The 24,621-nt window shown below is 44.4% G+C and carries 17 protein-coding genes; 7 read left to right on the forward strand and 10 right to left on the reverse strand.

Annotated features, from left to right (window positions below; genetic code table 11):
- The first annotated feature begins 178 nt into the window (after positions 1-178).
- The 4 genes from nrdA to IE070_RS06370 all read left to right on the forward strand — a co-directional run bounded on the left by nrdA (position 179) and on the right by IE070_RS06370 (position 4,946).
- On the forward strand, positions 179-2,467 hold the full coding sequence (nrdA, locus tag IE070_RS06355; protein ID WP_189481602.1) for a class 1a ribonucleoside-diphosphate reductase subunit alpha: 2,289 nt from the start codon (positions 179-181) through the stop codon (positions 2,465-2,467).
- Positions 2,468-2,508: 41 nt separating this feature from the next.
- Entirely contained in the window at positions 2,509-3,639 is a 1,131-nt protein-coding gene (nrdB, locus tag IE070_RS06360) for a class Ia ribonucleoside-diphosphate reductase subunit beta (protein ID WP_189481604.1), read from the forward strand.
- A 5-nt stretch (positions 3,640-3,644) separates the two neighbouring features.
- Positions 3,645-3,902 carry a class I ribonucleotide reductase maintenance protein YfaE gene (yfaE, locus tag IE070_RS06365; protein ID WP_189481606.1) on the forward strand — a complete coding sequence of 86 codons (258 nt, stop codon included), beginning with the start codon at positions 3,645-3,647 and terminating at the stop codon, positions 3,900-3,902.
- Between the two features lie 69 nt (positions 3,903-3,971).
- Complete coding sequence (locus tag IE070_RS06370; protein WP_189481773.1) at positions 3,972-4,946, forward strand: tetratricopeptide repeat protein; 975 nt, start codon at positions 3,972-3,974, stop codon at positions 4,944-4,946.
- A gap of 69 nt (positions 4,947-5,015) precedes the next feature.
- On the opposite strand, the gene IE070_RS06375 is transcribed toward IE070_RS06370, so the two are convergent.
- From IE070_RS06375 to IE070_RS06390, 4 genes are all read right to left on the reverse strand, one after another.
- Positions 5,016-5,585: a YceI family protein gene (locus tag IE070_RS06375; RefSeq protein ID WP_189481608.1), complete on the reverse strand. Its 570-nt coding sequence runs from the start codon at positions 5,583-5,585 to the stop codon at positions 5,016-5,018.
- A 235-nt stretch (positions 5,586-5,820) separates the two neighbouring features.
- Positions 5,821-6,735 (reverse strand): oxygen-dependent tRNA uridine(34) hydroxylase TrhO, encoded by a 915-nt coding sequence (gene trhO, locus IE070_RS06380; RefSeq protein WP_189481610.1) that lies wholly within the window; start codon positions 6,733-6,735, stop codon positions 5,821-5,823.
- 201 nt (positions 6,736-6,936) lie between these two features.
- Positions 6,937-7,572 (reverse strand): LysE family translocator, encoded by a 636-nt coding sequence (locus IE070_RS06385; protein WP_189481612.1) that lies wholly within the window; start codon positions 7,570-7,572, stop codon positions 6,937-6,939.
- Positions 7,573-7,592: 20 nt separating this feature from the next.
- Positions 7,593-8,189: a GNAT family N-acetyltransferase gene (locus IE070_RS06390; protein WP_229796955.1), complete on the reverse strand. Its 597-nt coding sequence runs from the start codon at positions 8,187-8,189 to the stop codon at positions 7,593-7,595.
- Between the two features lie 200 nt (positions 8,190-8,389).
- Between IE070_RS06390 and IE070_RS06395 the strand changes: the two genes are divergently transcribed.
- Positions 8,390-10,951 carry a TonB-dependent receptor plug domain-containing protein gene (locus tag IE070_RS06395; RefSeq protein WP_189481614.1) on the forward strand — a complete coding sequence of 854 codons (2,562 nt, stop codon included), beginning with the start codon at positions 8,390-8,392 and terminating at the stop codon, positions 10,949-10,951.
- Positions 10,952-11,079: 128 nt separating this feature from the next.
- On the opposite strand, the gene ydiJ is transcribed toward IE070_RS06395, so the two are convergent.
- Positions 11,080-14,118 (reverse strand): D-2-hydroxyglutarate dehydrogenase YdiJ, encoded by a 3,039-nt coding sequence (gene ydiJ, locus IE070_RS06400; protein WP_189481616.1) that lies wholly within the window; start codon positions 14,116-14,118, stop codon positions 11,080-11,082.
- 158 nt (positions 14,119-14,276) lie between these two features.
- On the reverse strand, positions 14,277-14,858 hold the full coding sequence (gene ribA / locus IE070_RS06405; protein ID WP_189481618.1) for a GTP cyclohydrolase II: 582 nt from the start codon (positions 14,856-14,858) through the stop codon (positions 14,277-14,279).
- 290 nt (positions 14,859-15,148) lie between these two features.
- Here ribA and IE070_RS06410 point away from each other — a divergent pair, with 290 nt between their 5' ends.
- Entirely contained in the window at positions 15,149-16,996 is a 1,848-nt protein-coding gene (locus tag IE070_RS06410; RefSeq protein WP_189481620.1) for an ABC transporter ATP-binding protein, read from the forward strand.
- On the opposite strand, the gene IE070_RS06415 is transcribed toward IE070_RS06410, so the two are convergent.
- The 3 genes from IE070_RS06415 to ppsA all read right to left on the reverse strand — a co-directional run bounded on the left by IE070_RS06415 (position 16,993) and on the right by ppsA (position 22,058).
- Positions 16,993-17,715, reverse strand: coding sequence for a glutathione S-transferase family protein (locus IE070_RS06415; RefSeq protein ID WP_189481622.1), 723 nt, complete (start codon positions 17,713-17,715; stop codon positions 16,993-16,995). The two genes, IE070_RS06410 and IE070_RS06415, sit on opposite strands and share 4 nt — an antisense overlap.
- Before the next feature lie 107 nt (positions 17,716-17,822).
- On the reverse strand, positions 17,823-19,334 hold the full coding sequence (locus IE070_RS06420; RefSeq protein WP_189481624.1) for an alanine/glycine:cation symporter family protein: 1,512 nt from the start codon (positions 19,332-19,334) through the stop codon (positions 17,823-17,825).
- Between the two features lie 351 nt (positions 19,335-19,685).
- Entirely contained in the window at positions 19,686-22,058 is a 2,373-nt protein-coding gene (ppsA, locus tag IE070_RS06425) for a phosphoenolpyruvate synthase (RefSeq protein ID WP_189481626.1), read from the reverse strand.
- 133 nt (positions 22,059-22,191) lie between these two features.
- Here ppsA and ppsR point away from each other — a divergent pair, with 133 nt between their 5' ends.
- Positions 22,192-23,001: a posphoenolpyruvate synthetase regulatory kinase/phosphorylase PpsR gene (ppsR, locus tag IE070_RS06430; protein WP_189481628.1), complete on the forward strand. Its 810-nt coding sequence runs from the start codon at positions 22,192-22,194 to the stop codon at positions 22,999-23,001.
- A 130-nt stretch (positions 23,002-23,131) separates the two neighbouring features.
- Here the strand turns inward: ppsR and IE070_RS06435 are convergent, their stop codons facing one another.
- Positions 23,132-24,481: a class II 3-deoxy-7-phosphoheptulonate synthase gene (locus IE070_RS06435; protein WP_189481630.1), complete on the reverse strand. Its 1,350-nt coding sequence runs from the start codon at positions 24,479-24,481 to the stop codon at positions 23,132-23,134.
- Positions 24,482-24,621: the final 140 nt, after the last annotated feature.

A 24,621-nucleotide genomic window follows, 5' to 3' on the forward strand; every position in this document is an offset into this window, starting at 1 on the left:
CTTCGCGTAAAATTGCTCATTTCCGTCCCTTGCAAAATCACTCAATACACACTATCTTGTGATCGTCTTTTGAAATACACCTATATGTTGTGTAATTCGTCAGCAACGTCTGTGTATTTTCTCGCCGTGCGCTACACACGGTTAATCAAAATTTTAAAAGAAATGGAACACTTCAGCGATGACTCAAACTCTTTTTGTGACTAAGCGCGATGGTCGGCGCGAACCTCTAGATTTAGATAAAATTCATCGGGTCATAACCTGGGCGGCCGAAGGCTTGACGAACGTCTCGGTTTCACAGGTCGAACTCAAATCGCATATCCAATTTTATGATGGTATTAAATCGTCTGATATCCACGAAACCATTATTAAAGCGGCAGCCGATTTAATTGCAAAAGAAACGCCTGATTATCAATATATGGCTGCACGTTTGGCCGTGTTTCATTTACGTAAAAAAGCCTATGGTCAGTTTGAGCCGCCACATTTATATCAACATGTGGTGAAAATGGTTGAAGCTAAGCGCTATGATGCGCATATTTTAGCCGATTACACCCAAGAAGAGATTGAACAGTTAAATGGCTTTATCGATCACAGCCGTGATTTGAATTTTAGCTATGCTGCGGTAAAACAATTAGAAGGTAAATACTTGGTACAAAACCGAGTAACCGGCGAGATCTACGAAAGTGCGCAGTTCCTTTACATGCTCGTGGCGGCTTGCCTATTTGCTAATTATCCCAAGAGTCAACGCTTAGACTATGTTCGCCGTTTCTATGATGCGACTTCGCTATTTAAAATCTCGTTACCCACGCCGATTATGTCAGGCGTTCGAACGCCGACTCGCCAATTTAGCTCCTGCGTACTGATTGAGTGTGGCGATAGCTTAGATTCTATTAACGCGACCTCTAGCGCCATTGTTAAATATGTCAGCCAACGCGCAGGGATTGGGATTAATGCTGGGCGTATCCGCGCCTTAGGCAGTGCTATCCGTAATGGTGAAGCCTTCCATACTGGCTGTATTCCTTTTTACAAACACTTTCAAACTGCTGTTAAAAGCTGTTCGCAAGGTGGTGTCCGTGGTGGCGCAGCTACCCTGTTTTACCCTTTGTGGCACTTAGAAGTTGAATCCTTACTGGTATTGAAAAATAACCGTGGCGTTGAAGAAAACCGTGTACGGCATCTAGATTATGGGGTGCAATTCAACCGGTTAATGTATCAACGTTTAATTAAAGATGATTACATTACGTTGTTCAGCCCCTCTGATGTGCCCGGATTGTATGATGCCTTTTTTGAAAATCAGGAACGGTTTGAATCTCTCTATGTAAAATATGAAGCCGATAGCAAAATCCGTAAAAAACGGATCAAAGCTATTGAGTTATTCACATTATTTATGCAGGAACGGGCCAGCACCGGGCGTATCTACTTACAGAACGTAGATCACTGCAATACGCATAGCCCCTTTAATCCTGAGCTGGCACCTGTGCGACAAAGCAATCTTTGTTTAGAAATTGCTTTGCCCACCAAACCGTTATCGCATGTCAACGATCCCGATGGCGAAATTGCGCTTTGTACCTTATCGGCGTTTAACTTAGGCGCCATAACAGATTTACAGGAATTAGAAGAGCTTGCCGAGTTAGCCGTTCGCTCATTAGACAGTTTGCTGGATTATCAGGATTATCCGATCCCAGCAGCCTACTCCGCCTCTATTGCCCGGCGTACCTTGGGTGTAGGCGTAATTAATTATGCTTATTACCTTGCGAAGCATGGCGTGAAATATTCAGACGGTTCAGCAAATGGTTTAACACACAGAACCTTTGAAGCCATTCAATATTATCTGTTAAAAGCCTCCGTGAAGTTAGCGCAAGAACGTGGTCCCTGCCCTAAATTTAACGAAACGACTTATTCACAAGGTATTTTGCCAATCGATAGCTATAAGAAAGATTTAGATAAAGTTTGTCAGGAACCTTTGCATCTAAATTGGGAGCAATTACGTAAAGATATCCAGCAATATGGTTTACGTAATTCGACCTTATCGGCATTGATGCCTTCAGAAACCTCGTCGCAAATTTCTAACGCGACTAACGGTATTGAGCCGCCACGTGGCCATATAAGCGTAAAAGCCAGTAAAGACGGGATCTTAAAGCAAGTGGTTCCAGAATACGAACGCTTGAAAGATCAGTATGAGCTGCTTTGGGATATCCCGTCGAACGATGGTTATTTAACCCTAGTTGCCATCATGCAAAAATTTATCGACCAAACTATCTCGGCGAATACTAATTACGATCCGGGTAAATTTGAAGGCGGTAAAGTGCCAATGAAAGTATTGCTCAAAGATTTATTAAATGCGTACAAGTTAGGCGTAAAAACAATGTATTACCATAACACGCGTGATGGCGCGTCAGATATTCAGGATGATATCAAAGCTGCAGCTGCCGAGGATGATGGTTGTGCTGGCGGTGCGTGTAAAATATAACTCATTACTTTAAAACATGTTTTTCAGGAACACTTAACACCATGGCGTATACTACTTTTAATCGCAACATTAATGATCAACTTAAAGAGCCCATGTTCTTCGGTCACGCTGTGAATGTTTCTCGCTATGATCAGCAGAAATACCCCATTTTTGAAAAGTTAATTGAAAAACAATTGAGTTTTTTCTGGCGTCCTGAAGAAATTGATGTCAGTAAAGATCGGATTGATTTTCAACAATTGCCTGAACATGAAAAACATATATTTTTAAGTAACTTAAAATACCAGACGCTACTCGACTCGGTGCAGGGCCGTTCGCCTAATATGGCACTGCTACCGATCGTATCAATCCCTGAACTGGAAACGTGGATTGAAACCTGGGCGTTCAGTGAAACAATTCATAGCAGAAGCTACACGCATATTGTACGCAACATCAGTGCGGAACCGCATAAAGTGTTTGACGACATTATGTTGAACGAGAAAATTTTAGATCGTGCGCAAGATGTGACCCGTTACTATGATGCCTTGATTGATGGTATTAATTTGTATCAGCGTTGTGGCGAAGGGGTGCATAACATCAATGGCAAAACAGAAACAATTACGCTTCGTGAGTTAAAAAAGCGTCTGTACCTTTGCGTTATGTCAGTTAACGTATTAGAAGCGATCCGCTTTTATGTTAGCTTTGCTTGCAGCTTTGCATTTGCTGAGCGTGAATTGATGGAAGGTAATGCCAAAATTATTCGCCTAATTGCCCGCGATGAAGCATTGCACCTTACCGGTACGCAACACATTCTAAACATTATGGCCAGCGGCGATGACGATCCAGAAATGGCTGAGATTGCACGTGAATGTGAAGACGAAGCCTATGCTATTTTTATGTTGGCAGCGGAGCAAGAAAAAGACTGGGCAGCGTACTTGTTCAAAGACGGTTCCATGATTGGTTTAAACAAAGATATTCTCTGTCAATATGTTGAATACATTACTAACAGTCGCATGCAGGCCGTAGGATTAAAGCCGCGCTTTGCCACAACGCAAAATCCTATTCCGTGGATCAACACGTGGTTAGTCTCTGATAACGTGCAAGTTGCACCGCAAGAGTCTGAAATTAGCTCTTATCTTGTGGGGCAAATTGATAACGAAGTTGATAGTGATGAATTCGGCGATTTCGATCTGTAACGTCAATGCCTGATGTCATTATTAATGCGCAAGCGCCACTTCCCTACGGCAGTGGCCAGCGTAATCTGCTCGAATTTTTAGAGCAACATCAACAACCTGTTAATTTCCACTGCCGAGAGGGCTTTTGCGGTGCATGCCGTTGCAAGCTTCTTTCTGGCGAGGTGCGCTATTTACAGGAGCCACTCGCCTTTGTGCGTCGCGGTGAATTTCTTCCTTGTTGCAGTGTGCCGCTCAGTACTATCAGTATAGAAATTCCTAAATAACATAGCTATTTTTGACTATTTCGCGCAAAATTAGCCTATCAATTTATCTAAAACTACTGCCTTAAAATGATGAAATCTGTGCTATTTTCGCTGCTAATTAGCTTGCCTGCAACGGCCACTGTGCCTGCTGAGCTGCAACAATTATTTGAGCAAGCCCGTTATCAGCAGTTACTAACGGATATTGCAGCCACCCCATCGGCTCGGCAAGATCCCGACATCATGCTGTTACAAGTTCGTACCTTGATCCAACAGCAATTTTTAGAAGAAGCGAACACATTGCTTAATGAACTTGTGCGTGAACATCCCGAACACAGTGCCATTATTACGCAAGCAGCGCTGAATAAATTTGTGCTCGCTAATACCGGCAGTGTGTTTAATGCCCGTAAACGCGCCAGTGATGCGTTGGCGTTATTACAAAAAGCCGTTGCCCTTGCACCGACCAATTTTCAAGCTCAACACGCGCTAGTCAGTTTTTATCAAACGGCGCCCGCTAATGTCGGCGGGAGCAAAGAACTGGCGTTACAGCAAGCATTACAGCTTGGTGGTATAGATGTCATTCAAGGTGTGCTTGCTCAAGTAACGATTGCGGTAAATGAAGATCGGATCAACGATGCCATGCAACTGCTTGATCAACAATTACAATATACGCCGAGCAACACAGATTTATTACTGCGCAAGGCCGCTTTATTGTTACAGCAGCGGTCGCACTTAGCTGCGCAACAAACGTATATGAAGGTATTGCCGTTATTAAACGATCCCAGCCAACAACAGAGTGCACAGTTTCAAATTGGTCGGTTAGCAGTGTTTAGTGGTCGTTACCAAAAAGAAGGGATCCTAGCGCTGGAAAATTACTTACAATATTACGAAGGCAGCCAACAAACGCGTTTACCACGCGCCAAATTACGCTTAGCTCAACTTTATGTGCGAGACGGAGAATTAAGTAAAGCGCGTGGCCTTTATGCTGAAATTGCCAATTATTTAAGTGACGAACAAGACTTTATTGATGCGCGGCGTGAATTAGCTAATCAACTAGCCCAGCTGTAGTCAAAGGGCCTGACTACAGCTGCGCAAAGACAAAAACATAAAGAGTCGTTATCTTTATCAGTAAGACACTTACTTGCGGATCCCTTCTACAGTAAGATCAAGCTGTACAGTGGCAGATGCCGGACCTAAATCCGTTTTTATCGCGAAATCTTTCAGCGCTAACGTGGTGGTGCCGGCAAAACCTGCACGATATCCACCCCAAGGATCAGTACCCTCACCTAATTTTTCTGCGGCAATCACTACTTCTTTGGTAACGCCATTTAATGTTAAATTACCATGTAAATCAAAGGCATCATCTGCTTTTGGTACAATTTTAGTGCTAACAAACGTGGCCGTAGGATGTACACTCACATTTAAGAAATCCGCACTACGCAAATGATTATCGCGTTCGGTATGATTTGAATCAACACTGTTGGTATCAATAGTCAGCTGGATTTTAGATGCCGTAAGATTACTGGCATCATAATTGAAATCCCCCGAAAAAGTATTAAAGCGACCGTATAACCAGCTATAGCCTAAATGACTAATTTTAAATTGAATAAAGGCGTGTGCCCCTTCAGTGTCAATCACATATTCAGCGGCTTTCGCGGGTAACGTCATTAAGGCGGCTAGCGAAGCAGCGACTAATAATTTTTTCATACTATTCTCCAATAATTCATTAAGGCAATATCGTGATAAAAACGCATGCACACATATGCGGTTAAGATTAGTTTGTGCTAGCCGCTTTCATCGTCTGAACTGCATCATATAGCAACTAACTAAAACTAAAATCGCAATAATGCTGATGAATCATTCGATTAAATAGAATAATCACAGCCTTCGCAGGCATAAAAAAACCAGCCTTTAGGCTGGTTTTAATGGGAAAATCCTACGGCTACTCAAATTTTCCGTCACGTATGTGTTTTTCACCACGCTGTTTCGCCAGCTCAACTTGACGTTGTCGCTCAGCAAAAGCGGCCTTTTGTTCATCGCTGGTAGTTTCGTAACAATGTGGGCAGCTTAACCCTTTCACATAATGTTCAGAGGCCATATCGCTCACAGATAGCGGCATGCGACAAGCGTAACATTGATCATAACTGCCTTGCGCTAAACCATGTTTAACCGCAACACGTTGATCAAAAACAAAACATTCACCTTGCCATTTGCTGTGTTCTTCTGGCATTTCCTCTAAATATTTTAAAATACCACCATCTAAGTGATATACCTCGGCGAAACCTTGTGCTTTTAAAAAAGCAGTAGATTTTTCACAACGGATCCCACCGGTACAAAACATCGCCACTTTTTTATGCTTTGTTTTATCCAGATTGTCTGCAGCCCATTGTGGAAACTCACGAAAATTAGTGGTATTGGGGTTAATTGCCCCTTCAAAGGTCCCAATGGCCACTTCATAATCGTTTCGGGTATCAATTAACAGGGTGTCAGGATCGCTAATTAACTGATTCCATGCTTCACCTTTAACATAGGTACCCACAATGTGTTTTGGATCAATGCCCGGTACGCCCATTGTCACAATTTCATTCTTAAGTTTTACTTTGGTTCGATAAAACGCTTGTTCATCGGCAAAGGACTCTTTATAGCTCATACCAACAAAACGTTGATCAGCTTCTAAAAAAGCTTTTACCGCATCGATGCCAGCGCGAGAACCTGAAATGGTGCCATTGATACCTTCTGCAGCCAGTAATAGGGTGCCTTTTACTTTATGCATCACCATCTGGTTATACAAGGGCTCACGAAGTGATTCATAATCTGGTAGGTCAACAAATTTATATAATGCGGCAACAACAAACATACTTTATCCTCTTGCGCGGCTGGATCGTAAATCCAGTGCAAAATGTTCTTATAACGCCTTGGTAAGTTTACTTACGTATGGCCTGAATGAAACAGGCTGACCGATAAACCTATGTCAGCACATGTAACTGGTGCGCATTATAACGATTGGCACCAGTAACTCAATGCGAAAACCAGTAAACATCCTGTTTTGCATTATCCTTTAGAAGCTACTAAACAACAAATGTCCGGCTAGCAATAACAGCAATATGCCCATTAAGCGATCAAACCAAAACCCTTTTGCCAGCAGAAATTGCCTTACTTTGCTTTGGGTTAACAAACAAGACAATAACGTAAACCATGCGGCAGTGGCCACAGCCATGTAAACGCCGTAAAACGCTTTATAAAGCAGAGGCGTTTGCGCCGATATCACTACCGCAAACAGCGAGAGAAAAAATAAGGTGGCTTTTGGATTTAAACCATTTGTAATAAAACCGGCAATAAAAGCAGAACGTTTACGCGGAAGTTCGCTATGTGCTGCGGTTAATTCGGCCGTCGCGCTTAATGCTGGGGCTTTGGCGCGTATCGCCCCCTGCCCAAGATAAATTAAATATAATGCGGCCAGCAAGGTTAATAATTGAAATAACCACGGAGTGGTTTTAATCAGCACTCCAATCCCCACCAGCGAGTAAGTAACATGTAATAGTATCGCGCAGCCAATCCCAAGACTGGCGTAAATAGCGGTTTTTCTACCAAAACGCACAGCATAACGTAGCACTATCGCAAAATCAGGACCAGGACTTGCCACGGCTAACAAATGGGCTGTCGCGATAACTAAAAACTCAGGCCAAAAATTCATGTATTCCCTGTCTCTCTTATTTATTGCGTAAATTGCAACACCATTTCTGCAGCGCTACAACAACATACTTTGCCACAACGTGGGCAATGATACCCTTGCGCAGATAAATGCTGCCAGCGATTTTCATGTCGATTGATCAATTGCCCTCCGGCCTTACTGAAATAACGCACTGCACTGTTATGGGGCGATTCACACCATAAATGCGCCAATCCAGCCTTTGCTCCTTGCTGTTGCAACACTTGAATTGAATGTTGTAACAAGGCTTGACCTATCCCTTGCCCCTGCACAACAGGGTGTACGGCCACCGATTTAAAATACGCCATGTCTTCCACTCGTACAGGCCAGGCTAAAGGTGAGCACCATTCATCTGGTTGCCATTGCCCTGCGGCAAAACTGATACGATACCCCACGACACGTTGCGCAATTTTAGCCAAAAAGCACGCCGCTAATTGCTGTTTAATCCCTTGTTGTAACATGTCTGCTAAAGCAGTTTCGGTTAAATAGCCGTTGCCATGAACGTGATTAGCCAATGTCACAACAGCAGCAAAATCAGTGGGATTAATCGGATAAATCGCCAAGGAGTCTTGAATGGCGTGTGAATGTATTGAAGAAGGCAAAGGTTGTCCCCTTTATCGTTTAAGTTTTGCTCAAAAAAGCATCATCCGCGTTAAAATGCCCTAAAAATAGGATAGACAGCAGGCTTGGAATAAAATATGGTTAAGTAGACGTCAAAAACTATAGCGATACGTCCGCACGTTGACTAAAAGACTTAACAAAGTCAAAAACAAAAATGTAAACAATTTATCCAGGAAAAACCATGAAAAAAGCGAACTACTATACCCCGGTCAGCCGGGCAGTTAAATATGCACTAGCCTCTAGTTTAGCCTTCGGCGTGTATTCCTCCTCGGTTATGGCACAAGAAGACGCTGCTGCTGAGGCAAAAGTTGAAAAAATTGCTGTGGTAGGTACCCGCTCTGCTCCGCGTTCCATCGCCGACTCGCCAGTACCGGTAGATATTATCGGCGGAGATGAATTAATGAAGAGTGGCAGCAGCGATATGTTGAATATGCTGACTACCACTGTGCCGTCATTGAATGTGCAAACCACACCGATCAGCGATGCCGCCACCATGATCCGTCCGGTTAACTTACGTGGCTTATCCTCTGACAGTACGTTAATTCTACTAAATGGCAAACGCCGTCACCGTGCATCTGTAATCACCTTTTTAGGCGGTGGCTTGAATGATGGTGCTCAAGGTCCAGATATTTCGGTGATCCCAGGTATTGCACTAAAACAAGTTGAAGTATTACGAGACGGCGCCGCAGCACAATACGGCTCTGACGCTATTGCCGGGGTAATTAACTTTGTTTTAAAAGATGCCGCCGATGGTGGCAGCATTGAAGTTAAACAAGGTGAATTTTATGCTGGCGATGGCACCTCTACCGAAATTGCTGCAAACGTAGGTATGCCGTTAACCGACAATGGCTTTGTTAACCTGAGCATGCAATATAAAAATGCTGATGCCACCAGCCGCAGTGTCCAACGTGGTGATGCACAGGCATTAATTGATGCAGGTAACCCCTTTGTTGCGCCCATTGCGCAAGTATGGGGTTCACCGAAAATCAAAGATGACATTACACTTTTCGGCAATGCTGGCCTAGATTTAGGCAATGATCGCGAAGCCTATATTTTTGGTAACTACTCTGAGCGTGATGTAACAGGCGGTTTTTACTATCGTAATCCGCACACGCGGGGTGGTGTATTTTCTAATGACGGTGGCGCAACGTTAGAAGTGGTAGATACTGCCGGACTAGGAAATTGTTCCAATGTATCGTTATTTGATGGTACCCGTAAATTAAACCATAATGAAATTACTGCAGCGGTAGGCGCCCTGCCTGATAATTGCTTTACTTTCTTCTCTATGTTCCCGGGTGGTTTTACCCCAAACTTTGGCGGTAATATTACAGATACCTCGTTAACCGCTGGGACGAAAGGCGAATTTAAGTCGGGTTTATTCCAAGGCGTGTTTTATGATTTCTCAGGCTCTGTTGGCCGCAACGAATCCACCTTCAAAATTATTAACACGGTAAATGCCTCATTAGGGCCTGAAACCCCTACTGATTTTGAAGCAGGTAAGTACATTCAATTAGAAAAGAATTTTGGTGCCGATTTTGTTAAATATGTTGATGCTGGTCTAGCTAATGATGTTGCTGTGGCAGGCGGATTACAATGGACCGAAGAGAGTTTTGAAATTGTTGCCGGCGAAGTGGCATCTTGGGAAATTGGCCCCTACGTGAGCCAATTAACCAACGGCTCAAATGGTTTCCCGGGCTTTCAGCCAGATGATGCCGGGTTAAACACCCGTCGTAACTATGCTGCCTATGTTGATGTAGAAGCAGAGTTTACCGATAAGTTGTTAATGGCTGCGGCGCTGCGCTTTGAAGATTATGACACCTTTGGTAATACCACTAACTACAAAGTTACCGGCCAGTATCGTTTAACCGATGATTGGGCTATCCGTGCCTCACACAGTACAGGCTTCCGTGCGCCAACCGTTGGTCAAACTAACGTTCGTAACGTACGCACAGCGTTAATTGGCGGCGAGCTAGTTGATATTGCTCTATTGCCACCCACTAGCCCAGTGTCATTACTGAAAGGCGGTAAAGAATTAACGCCAGAAGAGTCAAAGAGCTTTGCTTTAGGCTTAGTATACAGTGGCGGCAATTTCTTCTTCACCGCGGATTTATTCCAAATTGAAGTAGAAGATCGTATTGGTCAGTCTGCAGAGTTTGCTGTAAGCCAAGCCGATCGTGATGCGTTACGCGCTGCAGGTGTTCGAGGTGTTGAATCGTTATCGCAGGTTACGTTCTTAACCAATGACTTTGATACCTCTACTCGCGGTCTAGATTTAGTGGCAAACTACAGCACCAGTTTACTGGATGGCCGTAGCACGTTCAGTTTAGCGTATAACTGGACAGATACCGAAGTAGAAAAATTTACTGCGGTAACCGGCCCCTTTAAAGTATCTCGGCTTGAGAACGATTTACCCGATCATCGTGCTACGCTAGGCTGGAATCAACAATGGCAAGATGTGGATATGTTTATCCGCACTAACTATTATGGCAGTTTCCAAGGGGTACATGCAGATGATCCAGGTTTAGTCGGCCAAGGCTCAGCTAAAGTGACCTTTGATGTGGAAGTCGCTTATCACTTAAATGATAGCTTTACCGTTGCTGCGGGCGCGCAAAACCTGTTTGATGCGAAACCAGAACGTTTACCTGCAGACTTTAGCAGCATACTTGGCGCCAAATATTTTGAAACCTCACCCATGGGGATCAATGGCGGCTACTATTATGTTAAAGGCATTTACCGCTTCTAACTACGCCATACTATGAAAGCGTTGCGTTCATAGTATGCATCAAAAAAATACCCAGCCTCTGCTGGGTATTTTTATGCCTGTTTACTACAGCAATACTATGCTTTTTAAACGTGCAAATTTCTTAAAAACTAGAGTAAAGCAAGTAACGCTTGTAGTGGATGCCGCGGTTTATCTCCCACTAAACGTTTAACCTGACTGCGACAAGAGAAACCCGTAACCAGTAAACGCGCATTGCCATAGTGTTCTACAGGTTTACGCCAACTTAATTCAAACAAAGCCTTACTGTTCTCCAATTGCTGCTTTTCATGGCCATAGGTTCCCGCCATACCACAACAACCCACACTCACTGGTTTTAACACTAGCCCCATCTGCTCAAAAATCTGTTGCCAAGCTTTCTCTGTCGCCGGCAATGCAGTTTTTTCGGTACAATGGGCCAATAACGCAAACTCTGTGCTGTTTGCAACTGTAGGTAATGGTTTTCCTTGCAACCACTCGTGGAAAAGCTGCACATGAAAATCGCCCCGCTGTGAGCCAAGGGCTTTGTTGTACTCATCCCGATACACTAATACCAGTGACGCATCTAACCCTATTAACGGTAAATTTAACGCATGTAATTGGTTGAAAAACTCGGCGGCGGTTTTGGCCGTTTGCGCAAATTCACGCAAAAATCCTTTCACATGCTGCGGTTTACCATTGGGTAAAAAAGGTAATAAAATGGGATTAAAGCCCAATTTTTGTAGTAGTGCGAGTGCATCTGCCACTAAATCGGCTTCATAGAAGCTGGTAAAGGGATCCTGTACCAACAATACTGTGTTTGCCCGCTCACTGGAACTAAGCGCCGTTAATTGAGCTAAATCAAAACGATAGCGCTCTTGAATTCGTTCTGCCAAAGTGGGAACAGACAATAGAGGGGTATCGACATAGCCAACACCTTGCGCTAAGCCTTTTTGAATGAGAGAGCGTTTGAGAAAAAAATTCACCATATTGGGCATTTTGGCTAATAAGGGCGCTGTTCGCTCAATATTTGCTACCACGTAGTCTTTAGCCGGACGCAGATAACGACTGTGATAGAGTTGTAAAAATCGCGCACGAAACGTGGGAACATCGACTTTTACTGGACACTGCCCAGCACAGGCCTTACAAGCTAAACAGCCGTCCATCGCCTCTTTTACTTCATGCGAGAAATCAGGCTCTCCCTGACGTTTTGACCAGCTGTTCTGTAATTTCTGCCAAAGTGCGGTGATCCCCTGATCTTTTTCATTTAATTGCTGCTCGCTGGCTAATACATCCACACCTTGTAGTTGCATAAGCCGTAGCCACTCGCGCATTAAACCTGCCCGCCCCTTAGGACTATGACGCCGATCTTTAGTGATCTTACTTGAGGGGCACATGGGAGAGCTTTCTTCGTAATTAAAACATAAACCATTGCCATTACAATTTAAGCTACTGTCAAAACTGTCTTTCACGGCTACGGGAATTTGCCTATCAAACCAAGCCCGCTTTTGATCATCAACACTGACTAAGCGATCGGCACTGGCTAGCGGCGTGCATATTTTCCCTGGATTGACTCGATTACGTGGATCAAACGCGGCTTTAATTTTTCGAAGCTCGGTAAACAGCGATTCACCAAAAAATGCAGGGCCATACTCGCTACGATAGCCTTTACCATGTTCGCCCCACATTAATCCGCCGTATTTTGCGGTAAGTGCCACCACTTCATCTGAGAGGGTTCGCAACAATTTTTCTTGCTCAGGATCGCATAAATCTAATGCTGGCCTAACGTGTAGCACCCCGGCATCGACGTGACCAAACATGCCATAATGCAAACCATGCTTATCTAACAGCGCCCGAAATTCTAGAATAAAATCGGCTAAATTTTCAGGTGGTACGGCAGTGTCTTCGGCAAACGCCAACGGCTTTTGGCGGCCGGGCGTGTTACCCAATAACCCAACCGATTTTTTACGCATGGCGTAAATAGCGCTGATCGCAGCAGGATCAAAAGTTATCTGATACCCTATAATGCCTGCCTCTTCTGCGGTAATAGCCGCATCTAAACGGGCTGTTAATCGGGCTAATTTATCGGTAATATCAGCTTCATCTTCGGTGTTATATTCCACAATATTTAGACCCAACATGGTCTTACCTGGAATATCTGCGATAAAGTCTTTTACCTGATGCCAAATAATATCGGTACGAGCTAAGTTGAGAACCTTACTATCCATGGTCTCTACCGACGTCGCTTGTGCCTCAACTAAAAAAGGTGAATTGCGTAAAGCGCTTTCAAAGCTGTCGTATTGAATATTGACCAGACATTTGTACTTAGCGATAGGCGTAATAGTCAATTTGGCTTCAGCCACAAAGCCCAAAGAACCTTCGGAGCCGGTGATCACACGCGACAAATCAAATTCAGTAAGATCATCATTAAACACATGTTCTAAATCGTAGCCGGTAAGGAAACGGTTTAGGCGAGGAAACTTCTCTAAGATGTCCGCACGATTGTCACGACAGGTTTTAAGCACTTGCTGATAAATTCGACCAATGCTGTTAGGCAGTTCAGCGCGGTGTTCAGCTTCAAAAGTAGACATTTTGTGTGTATTTAACACATTACCATCAATCAATACTGTTTTAAGTGCTAAAACATGATCACTGGTTTTTCCATACACTAAAGAGCCTTGGCCTGAGGCATCAGTGTTAATCATGCCACCGATGGTCGCCCGATTAGATGTTGATAAATCAGGTGCGAAGAAAAATCCATAGGGCTTTAAAAACGCATTAAGCTGATCTTTGATCACGCCTGCTTGCACTCTTACCCACCGCTCTTGCACGTTAAGCTCTAAAATCTGCCGCATATGTCGCGATAAATCGACCACAATATGCTCAGTTAACGCTTGACCATTGGTCCCCGTTCCTCCACCGCGTGGGCTAAATTTGAGATGATTAAAACTGGAGGTTTGCGCTAACGAGGTCATAATCACCAGATCATCGGTGCTACGAGGAAGCAAAACGGCTTGCGGTAATGCCTGATAAATACTGTTATCCGTGGCGACCGCTAAACGACTGGCATACTGGGTTTCAATATCACCCGTAAAACCGGCATTGACTAAGGCTTTGGTGAAGGCAATAACGCTGGCATCTAATGCCAGCTCCGGATTAAGCGTTGGTATCATACTTCCAGGCCACACATAAGTAGAGTGCCAGCAGTATAACACTAACTTTTAGTGGGAATTAAGCGGATATCACTAAAAGTTAGCCGTCTATACTGCCTAAGCAGATTAATAATTTTCGCTGCCTAACACGGTATTCTTGTTGACAGCAGTGTGTAATATTACTCCATATGTCCCATTTTTGCCGCTTTTGTCGCGAGATAGCGATGGCTATGGGCAGTGGTTTTGACACGGTGTTGTACACGTTCCACCACATTAACCCCCGCCTCTTGCAGTGCGTTAAGCTTGCGTGGATTATTGGTTAATAAACGTACTTGTTTTACCCCAAGCTGGTTAAACATCGCTGCTGCAATATCATACTCACGCTGGTCTGGCAAAAATCCTAAAATCTCGTTGGCTTCCACCGTGTCTAAGCCTTTATCTTGCTCAGCATAGGCACGGATCTTGTTAATAAGACCTATACCACGCCCTTCTTGGCGCAAGTATAAAATCACGCCACGTCCCACCTCAGCGATTTTCTTCATTGCGGCTTCTAATTGTGGACCGCAATCACAGCGCAGGCTAAATAAGGCATCCCCCGTTAAACACTCTGAATGCACACGGGCCAGAACAGGCTCGTCAGTGGTTATGTCTCCCAGTGTTAACGCGACATGCTCTTTACCGTTTTTCGCTTCAAACCCATGTAAACGAAATTCAGCAAAAGGCGTGGGTAAAATCGTTGAGGTAACTAATTTAATACTCATGAATAATCTCGATTAGGAAGACAACAGCGCCAAATCAATTGGGGCAACGCCGGTAAAACTCAAGTTTGTGATGTGTTTACGTGGCGTCGATGTAAAAAGATGTCCAAGTTCGCACTTTATATAGCGCCATTATACAAGCTTTTGGACAACTCGCCCAACCAACTGCGTTTGCTAACCGTATCTACTGTGCTTTTTTATGGTCAGCAATCGCCTTAATAATCAGATACAATAACGCTTACTGCAGTTTGCACACGCTGTACTCGCTTGTTTTAACTAGATGGATACCTCAAATGCTTGGTTTTTTTGAACGTTTAACCCGCCCTTTTCCAGAACACGAGCCAACACAGCCCCCCACTGGCTTGATTGCGTTTTGCCGCCATTATACTAAAGGGATGGGCTGGCCACTGGTTGTTATGTCAATGAGTTCAGCTATATTAGCCATCTTAGAGGTGTCCCTGTTTAGCTTTATGGGCCAATTGGTCGATTGGCTGGTGACCAAAAACCCCGATAGTTTTTTTAGTGAGGAACGCTCTACCTTAATATGGATGGGTTTAGTCACGGTGGTACTGTTACCATTACTCACCCTCTTCCATTCTGCGCTGGTACATCAAACCCTATTGGGGAATTACCCCATGTCTATACGTTGGCAAGCGCATCGTTATTTACTGCGGCAGAGTGTGAGTTTTTATCAAAACGATTTTGCCGGCCGCATCGCCACCAAAGTAATGCAAACATCGTTAGCGGTACGTGAAACGGTGATGAAGCTCTTAGATGTGCTAGTGTATGTGTTGGTGTATTTTTCCGCCATGCTCTATTTTGTTGCTGATGCCGATTTGCGTCTGATTATCCCAATGCTGATCTGGTTAGTCTTTTATATCGCCTTACAATTGTATTTTGTCCCCCGCTTAAAACGCGTTTCCACAGCACAAGCTGATGCACGTTCTGAAATGACGGGCCGTATCGTTGACAGCTATACCAATATTAATACGATAAAATTGTTTTCATACACGCAACGCGAAGAGGCGTATGCCCGCGACAGTATGGAAGTGTTTTTAAAACCGGTTTATCAGCAAATGCGTTTAGCCACCGGCCTAAGTGTGTCGGTACAAACCTTAAACTATTTATTAGTATTTAGTGTTGCAGCTCTCTCGCTGTATTTGTGGGCGGGAAGTGCCATTACTGTCGGTGCTATTGCTATCGCGGTAAGCTTAGCCCTGCGCTTAAATGGCATGGCACAATGGATCATGTGGGAAGTTAGTAGCCTGTTTGAAAATATCGGTACAGTAGCCGATGGTATTGCCACTTTGTCACAGCCGGCAAAGGTCCAAGACAAACCAGCGGCGAGCGCGTTACAAATAACACAGGGCGCTATCCGATTTGACGCCGTCAGTTTTAACTATGGTAAGGCGGTTAACGAGAGTGAAAAAGCACCGGTGCTCGCCGCGCTATCACTCGACATTAAACCAGGTGAAAAAATTGGCCTGGTTGGTCGTTCAGGCGCAGGTAAATCGACGTTGGTTAATCTGTTATTGCGCTTTTATGATGTGGAATCAGGCCGAATTTTAATAGATGGTCAAGATATCAGCCAGGTTACTCAAGAAAGTTTGCGTAAGCATATTGCGATGGTGACGCAGGATACCTCATTGTTGCACCGCTCGGTGCGGGATAATATCAGTTATGGTAAGCCTGATGCCACGGAACAAGAACTGTTAACCGCAGCAGAACAAGCAGAAGCCACCTTGTTTATTCAAGATCTTACTGATCTTAAAGGTAATAAAGGACTAGATGCCCAAGTTGGCGAACGCGGTGTTAAATTATCGGGTGGTCAACGGCAGCGTATTGCCATTGCACGCGTACTGTTAAAAAATGCCCCTGTACTTATTTTAGATGAAGCAACCTCCGCGCTCGATTCAGAGGTTGAGGCAGCCATTCAAGCCAGCTTAAACACACTAATGGAAAATAAGACGGTAATTGCGATTGCCCACCGCTTATCAACCATTGCGCAAATGGACAGATTAATTGTTTTAGACCAAGGCAATATTGTTGAGCAAGGTACGCATGCCGAACTTATTGCCTCTGGCGGTATTTATGCACAACTGTGGGCGCATCAAACAGGTGGTTTTATTGGCGTTGACTAAGTTGGCTGTGCAAGCCCATGACGTAAATCAGCGGTAATGTTACCATACTGGCCGATTTCCTCATCATGGGCTTGATCGATCCAAGGCTCGGCTAATGCCTGTTGATACCAGGTTTGCATGCCCGGTAAACGAAGCAATAAGTTGATATACTGCATAGCCGCTGCTGAAAGCGCAATGCCATAGCTTTGCAACCGAAAGGCTACGGGCGCGTAAAAAGCATCAACCGCGGTAAAAGTGGGCCCTGATAAAAAAGGGCCTCCGAACTTAGTTAATCCCTCATTTAATAATTCATCTAGCCTAGCCAAATCGCGTACCAAGGCCGGCGATTGCGCATGCAGTTGAATTCGAAGGCCACAATTCATACTACATACCGTACGCAAAGCATTAAAATTGGCGTGTATTTCTGCACTAGCACAACGTGCCCATGCGCGCGCACCTTTATCCGCAGGCCACACGGCAGGGTAATCCTCATACAAATATTCGGTGATGGCCAACGAATCCCAGATCACCGTATTCTTTAATTCCGAGTCCAGTCCTGAGTGTTGTACCAAACAGGGAACCTTACCACTGGGCGAAAAAGAGCGAAATCGACTAAAACTATCGTCATCCGCAAAGGTCACTAATTGTTCGATGAAAGGGATCGACAAGTGTTGCATCAGCAACCAAGGGCGTAATGACCAAGATGAATAATTTTTATTAGCTATATAGAGTTCAAACATAGGTGACTCCTCCTTAGAAAGCTGCAAAAATATCCGATAAGCATAACCTAAAAAAAGCCCCGACAAAGGTCAGGGCTTAGAGCAACTCAACAATAATCCCTCACGAACTAGGGTGTTTTCTTGCTTTCTGCTTGTTGTTTAGCTAACCGTTTTTCCCAAAAGGTCGCATTTTTAATACCCAGTTTGACTGGATCAAAAATAATGGGGCCGCCCGCTTTTTTCTGATCTTCGTAATCCTTTAAACATAAAATAGCAGGTTTATGGATAAAGAAGATCACCAAAATGCCCAACACGTTAATCCATGCCATTAAGCCAACACCGATATCGCCAATAGCCCAAATATAGCCTGAGGCATTGACCGTACCGTAAGCCACCATAGACATTAAAATCACTTTGAATAACACTAAAGGCAGGCGGTTTTTAAATACCCGATTTAGATAGGTTACGTTGGTTTCTGTAATGTAGTAGTAAGCCAAAATAGTAGTAAACGCGAAGAAAAATAACGCTAAACCGACAAAGATTTGTCCAAAATTACCAAACACACTGTTCAACGCTAATTGGGTAAAGGCCGCTGAACTGATTGCGGTATCTGCTGCTACGTTTTGTACAATAAATTGGCCAGCAGGTAACTCGCCCACAACATTATACTGCTGAGTAATTAAAATCATTAAAGCTGTAGCGGTACACACAAACAGCGTATCAACATACACTGAAAACGCTTGTACTAAGCCTTGCTGCGCCGGGTGATCTACTTCTGCAGCGGCGGCGGCATGTGGCCCTGTACCTTGTCCTGCTTCGTTAGAATAAATTCCCCGCTTTACCCCCCAGCCGATAGCCGCACCAAACCCGGCCTGAGCTGTAAAAGCATCAGAAAGAATTAAACTAAATACGCCTGGGACTTTATCTAGGTTAAGAAAGACCACGATCAGCGCCATAATCACATAACCCAACGCCATAAAGGGCACGACAACTTGTGTAAAATTAGCAATACGTCGAATACCGCCAAAGATGATAAAGCCCAATACAATCGAAATAACCGCCAGCGCCGCCAGTTTATGTGTACCTACTTCACCAAAACTGGTTACAACCATATTACCATCACCAAAAATCTGGGTGACGGCATTACCTACGGCATTCGCTTGCACGCCCGGCAAGAAAATACCACAGCCAATAATGGCCGAGACTGCAAATAAAATACCCAACCAGCGCCAGCCTAAACAGCGCTCAAAGTAATAGGCTGGGCCACCACGATACTGCCCATTTTCTTCAACTTTATACACTTGACCCAGTGTAGATTCTGCAAATGCGGTGCTGGCACCTAAAAAAGCCACCACCCACATCCAGAAAACGGCACCTGGACCACCAAAGCCGATTGCTGCAGCAACCCCAGCAATATTACCTACCCCAACCCGACCCGATAACGATACCGCTAACGCTTGAAAAGACGAGATACCTTTATCTGACGAACTATTGTTTAGCAATAAGGAGCACATTTCCTTAAAATGCCGAACCTGCGCAAAGCGCGTTAAAATCGAATAAAATAGGCCTGCCCCTAAGCACAAATAAATAAGTGCTTCGCTCCAGACATAATTGTTAATTGTATTGACCAACTCCTGCATGACTATCCCCTGGATGTAATGTTCTTCTGCTCAGTGACATAACACCGAGTCTCTATTATGTTCCCTTGAGTAATTTGCCATAAGCGGCGGCATTTAGCTATGCCACATCTCTGTACTATAAGCAGAATTTAGGCTGAACCACGCAGAAAACAACAAAACGTGTTTAATAATTAAGCAGCTTTAGAGGGCAATTAAAAAAATCGGGCTAAACCATTAGAGGGTTAGCCCGATTTATTGCGATAGTTGGCGCTTAATAAGTATTGCGCTACCACGCTGATAGAACATATTTTCGATGTTCTTGTGCAGCTTGAACGACGCGGTTAGGTCTTTTTAAGCTGTGTTGCGCACAATTTAAGCAAACTTTTTCGCCAAATACAGCCACGTATCAACAACCGTATCGGGGTTTAGCGAAACGCTCTCTATTCCTTGCGCCATCAGCCATGCGGCAAAATCTTCATGGTCCGACGGACCTTGCCCACAAATACCAATGTATTTACCTTGCGCTTTACAGGTTTTAATCGCCATCTCTAACAATTTTTTAATCGCTGGATCACGCTCATCAAACAGGTGGGCGATTAAACCACTGTCACGATCTAATCCCAACGTAAGTTGCGTCAAATCGTTTGAACCAATCGAAAACCCATCAAAGTATTCTAAAAACTCTGCAGCCAATAACGCATTTGAAGGCAGTTCGCACATCATAATCACGCGCAGGCCATTATCGCCCCGTTTTAAACCATGTGCCGCCAGTAAATCGATAACGCCAGCGGCTTCATCTAGGGTTCGCACAAAGGGGATCATCACTTCAATATTATGAAAGCCCATGACATTACGCACCCGCTTCAGTGCTTCAACTTCGAGGGCAAAGCAATCACGAAAATCGGTTGATAAGTAACGTGATGCGCCTCTAAAACCAATCATGGGGTTTTCTTCGTGTGGCTCATACTGACGCCCACCCACTAAATTAGCGTATTCGTTAGATTTAAAGTCAGACATCCGCACAATCACCTTTTCAGGGGCAAAGGCACAGGCCAAGGTCGCAATACCCTCTGTTAATTTGGCAATATAAAACTCTACCGGATCAGCATAGCCTGCGGTGAGTTCATCAATGGTGGCTTTAATATCACTACTTTGGCTAGCATAGTTGAGTAATGCTTTTGGGTGTACGCCAATCATACGATTAATAATAAACTCTAGTCGGGCTAGCCCCACTCCCGCATGGGGTAAGCGTGAAAAGGCAAACGCACGTTCCGGATTACCAACATTCATCATCACCTTTAAATCAAGTGCTGGCATCTGATCGACTTGGGTTGTGATCACGGTGAAGTCTAATTTGCCTTGATAAACATAGCCCGTATCACCTTCGGCGCAAGACACTGTAACCGCTGCCCCATCCTGAATCACACTGGTTGCATCACCACAGCCGACTACGGCGGGGATCCCCAACTCTCTGGCAATAATCGCCGCATGACAAGTACGGCCACCACGATTGGTCACAATCGCAGACGCGCGCTTCATAATCGGCTCCCAATCGGGATCTGTCATATCGGTTACTAACACATCGCCCGGTTTAATCAGATCCATTTGCGAAATGTCGGCTAACACTTTGGCGGTACCGGCGCCAATACGTTGACCGATAGCTCGACCTTCCACCAACACCTCACTGCGGCTGGCTAATTGGTAACGTTCAATTGCAGCATTATCTTCACGGCTTTTAACCGTTTCAGGTCGTGCTTGAACGATATACAATTTACCATCAATACCGTCTTTGGCCCATTCAATGTCCATCGGACGGCCATAGTGTTGTTCTATCAGTATCGCTTGGTGCGCCAGCTGCTCTATTTCCGCATCCGTTAACGAAAATTGTCGGCATTTGGTCACAGGGACATCTTCTATTTTGACTTGTTTGCCATGGGTTTGCTCTGCGGCATACACCATTTGCACCAACTTGCTGCCTAACGTGCGTTTCACTACCGCCGGACGCCCAGCGTTTAGCGTAGGCTTATACACATAAAACTCATCAGGATTAACCGCACCTTGAACAACCATTTCACCCAAGCCATAGGAAGAGGTAATAAAGACCACTTGATCAAAACCTGACTCGGTATCAATACTAAACATCACACCTGAGGCGGCTAAATCGGAGCGCACCATACGCTGCACGCCAGCTGATAAGGCAACACCTCGATGATCATAGCCTTGATGTACCCGATATGAAATGGCACGATCATTAAACAGCGAGGCAAACACATGTTTGATCGCAATAATTACCGCGTCAAAGCCGCGTACGTTTAAAAAGGTTTCTTGTTGCCCGGCAAATGAGGCATCAGGCATGTCTTCTGCTGTGGCCGAAGAACGCACCGCAAAGGACACATCTTCAGCACTATTTGGATGTAACTGTTGATAAGCCTGTTTAATGGCTTGCTCTAGCGCTGGTTGAAATGGTGTATCAATTACCCATTGCCGAATTTGTTTACCTGCAGCGGCAAGCGCGGTTATATCATCAACATTTAAGCCATCAAGTAAGCGATAAATGCGCTCATTCACGCCGCTTTGTTCTAAAAATTGGTTAAAGGCATAGGCGGTTGTGGCAAAGCCACCTGGCACTTGCACCCCAACCGATGCTAAATTACTAATCATTTCACCTAAAGATGCATTTTTACCGCCAACGCGATCAACATCGTGCATACCGAGGTCTTGATACCAAATGATAAATTCTTGCACCTTTCTCTCCAATTTTTGTTGCTGAGCATGTAAGCTTACAGCATGAGTTACAACTTGCCTGATTTTACACTCAGCAGTGATAGATTTAAAACCCTAATTTTCATGTAGATTTATTACGAAATACGGAGATTTTGTGCGCACAGCATTTTATATATCAGACGGTACAGCGATTACTGCAGAAGTGTTCGGCCATGCGCTTTTAACGCTGTTTCCGGCGCAGTTTGAGCACATTACCTTACCCTTTATTGAAACTGCAGAGATGGCATTACAGGTTAAGCAGCGTATAAATGATGGTTATAAAACAACAGGTTTACGCCCTTTGGTGTTTCACACCTTTGTAGACGAAGCCTTACGCGTGATCATTAGCCAAAGCGAGGGGGTGTGTTACGATTTTCTAAATACCTTTGTTGAACCTATTCAACACGAATTGGGAATGGCACCGGTACCCAAAACACATCGCACCCACAGTATGCATGAAAAAACCTATGACTTTCGGATTGATGCCGTGAATTATGCGCTTGCCAATGATGATGGCGCGAATATGAAGAACTTTAATCAAGCGGACATTATTTTGGTTGGGGTCAGCCGCTCGGGAAAAACCCCTACTAGCCTGTATTTAGCATTGCAATATGGGATTAAAGCGGCAAATTATCCCTTTGTTGAAGAAGATATGACCACCTTGCAATTACCGAGCGAGTTAAAGAAACATCAACCGAAATTATTTGGCTTAACCATTACCGCCGAACGCTTAAGTCAAATTAGGCAGCAGCGTAGACCAAATAGTCGCTATGCATCAATACAGCAATGCGCACTTGAGCTAAAAGAGGTGGAACGCTTATATCAACGAGAGCAGATCCCCTTTATTAATTCCACACAGCTGTCGATAGAAGAAATTTCGGCCAAGATTATCTCGCGCACAGGGTTAAAACGGCAGAAATACTGATCTCATGCTACTTTATGACGTGTATTTTGGCGTATTACTATGAAAAAGCCGGGCTTTTATAACTAAAAACCCGGCACCACATTTTCAATCAGGCTTAACCTTGATGATGTATCACTCGCATGTGTGGATATTACTTTCGCGCTAAACTTAGCGTATCGGCAATTAAAAATGCGAGCTCTAACACTTGATCCGCATTTAAACGTGGATCGCACTGCGTAAAGTAACGAGATGACAGATCATTTTCACTCAACCCATAAGCACCGCCGGTACATTCAGTAACATGTTCACCTGTCATTTCAAGATGAATACCGCCAGCATGCGTACCTTCTGCTTTATGTACAGCAAAGAAATGCCGAATTTCACGCAGAATAGCTTCAAAATCGCGGGTTTTGTAATCATTACTGGCTTTCACTGTATTGCCATGCATGGGATCAGAACTCCACACCACTTTGCGCCCTTCTTGTTTCACACGACGCACCAATGCGGGGAGCTTATCTGCCAGCTTATCAGCACCCATTCGAGTGATCAGGGTTAAACGACCTGGCGTATTTTCTGGATTTAGTGCATCAATTAACCGGATTAAGTCATCTGGTTGCATCCCAGGCCCCACTTTTACGCCTATGGGATTGTGAATGCCTCGGAAAAACTCTACGTGGGCATGATCTAATTGACGGGTACGCTCACCAATCCAAACCATATGCGCAGAGCAGTCATACCACTTACCGGTTAGAGAATCACGCCGAGTCAATGCCTCTTCATAATTTAACAATAACGCTTCATGCGAAGTATAAAGCTGTGTTTCGCGAATAGAAGGCGAATTTTGCGCGGTAATGCCGCAAATTTCCATAAAACGCAAAGCTTCTTGAATACGGGTCGCAACACTTTGATAGCGCTCTTTTAACGGATTGGAGGCAACAAACCCCATGTTCCACGCACTCACCTGATGTAAATCGGCTAAGCCACCTTGTGCAAAAGCGCGCAAGAGATTCATGGTAGCCGCAGAGTGATGATAAGCGGTAACTAAGCGATTGGGATCAGGCTGTCTTGCTTGCTCGGTAAACTCAAAGCTATTGACAATATCGCCACGGTAACTGGGTAAAGAAACACCATTAAGAGTTTCTAAATCACTGGAACGTGGTTTTGCATACTGCCCTGCCATTCTTGCCACTTTGACTACAGGCAGACCGCCAGCATAGGTAAGCACGACCGCCATTTGCATTAGTACTTTAAAGGTGTCGCGGATTTTGGGAGCGTTAAAGTCATTAAAACTTTCGGCACAATCGCCACCTTGTAGCAAAAAGCCCTTACCCTCGGCAACTTGGCCAAGTTGACTAAACAAATCCCGAGTTTCTTGAGCAAAGACTAAAGGCGGATATTTGTGTAGTTGTTGTTCGACTTGCGCTAATAATTGCTGATCCTGATAATGCGGTTGCTGTTGGATCGGCAGCTTGCGCCAGCTTTGTGGCGTCCAGGTGGTCACGATGTTATTCCCATTAATTAGTTAAATACTCGCTAAACTTATAGCCTTCTGGACGTAAATTCAATCCTCAGGGCTGACTTTTTCGGCATAGGTACCGAGTCTGCTTGTTTTATCAGCATCTTGCAGCTTATACCGCATTT

The sequence above is a fragment of the Alishewanella tabrizica genome, assembly GCF_014652375.1.
Classification (GTDB): domain Bacteria; phylum Pseudomonadota; class Gammaproteobacteria; order Enterobacterales; family Alteromonadaceae; genus Alishewanella; species Alishewanella tabrizica.